General features: G+C 54.5%; 1 protein-coding gene and 1 tRNA gene. One reads left to right on the forward strand and one right to left on the reverse strand.

Annotated elements, in window-relative coordinates:
- The coding region (locus AC1DYX_RS31195; protein WP_477266098.1) for a SulP family inorganic anion transporter at window positions 1-674 on the reverse strand (674 nt) is incomplete at its 3' end.
- A 532-nt stretch (window positions 675-1,206) separates the two neighbouring features.
- Here AC1DYX_RS31195 and AC1DYX_RS31200 point away from each other — a divergent pair.
- Window positions 1,207-1,281, forward strand: a tRNA-Arg gene (locus AC1DYX_RS31200).
- The last annotated feature ends 69 nt before the right edge of the window (window positions 1,282-1,350 follow it).

The raw sequence follows: 1,350 nt of genomic DNA on the forward strand, positions 1-1,350 counted from the left end.
AGGTGGGCCGGTTCGATACGCAGGGCAGGGAAGAAAGCATTGAACACCTGGTGCAGCACGACACCCAGCCCGACGACGAATAATGGCGCGGGCAGCAGCTTCATTTTCTTCAGCGGCGTTTTATCCCAATAGACGAGGATCAGCATCGAGGCGAGCGCAATGATGAGCGCGCCCGGCGTAATGGCGTCGAAGGCGTGGGAAATGGCAGAAAACGTGTTTTCTCCATTCGTCTGGATGAATGTCGATTCATCGGCATTATTGCGATCGTAACCAATAGCATGCGGAATTTGCTTGAGGATGAGCAGAATGCCGATCGCCGCAAGCAATCCCTTGATCACATTCGAGGGAATGTAATTGGCGATGAAACCGGCGCGCAGGACGCCGAATATCAACTGCAATACGCCGGCGATCAGGACGGCCGCCAGCAGGACTTCGAAAGCGCCGAGTTTCGTGATGGAGGCCAGCACGACGGCCGCCAGCCCGGCGGCGGGACCGCTGACGCTGGTGTGGGAACCACTGGCGAGACCGACGACGATGCCGCCGATAATGCCGGAAATAATACCGGAAAATAAAGGCGCCCCCGAAGCAAGGGCAATACCGAGACAGAGGGGCAAGGCGACAAGGAACACGACTATGCCGGCTGGCAGATCGTACTTGAGGGTATTCGTATTCATGAGAAACTCGCGAAAAGACGATGGTTGTCAGTCAGGAATGCGCAGGAGGATCGCGGTATTGCGAAAACACCGGCGCATGGCGATTAATAACACTGGCGTCTTGTCCGGAATGAATGGCTTGGACAATATCCGCGCCTGCGGCGGATATATCAAACCGGTGATGCACCATTATGAGGCATTGCCTTTCTGGTCAATAAGAAAGGCAATGGCCGGAGAATATAACATATGAATTTGAATTGTGTCGATATGCGTTTGGGGATGTCACACGTTTCTTTTGGATTTGTCGATACATCGCTTCCTTTCTGGTTATTCCTGTTTCTTGAGGATAAATCCAATGAAGGAATGGAATCTGGATTGCAGACAAATGTATCTGGCGGCAGCATTGATAAAGCCGGCAATGTCGCGTGGCTTTCCGTTTCAATGCGCAGGGCGTGTCCGCAGGAGGCGTGGGGCTGGGGCAGGTGCGTGCCCGGGCGGGCGATTGTGGGAGGCGCATACGTCAGGTACAATAGCTGACTGCTATATGCAGCGTGTCGCCATAGTACAATGGATAGTACAAGGTCCTCCTAAGACTTAGATGCAGGTTCGATTCCTGCTGGCGACACCATCACCGACATCCCCCCACTTTTATCGATAGTCGCGCGCCGGTCGGCGGCGCGGCCGCTTACACCATGGC

Source organism: Massilia sp. P2_C2, from assembly GCF_056404615.1.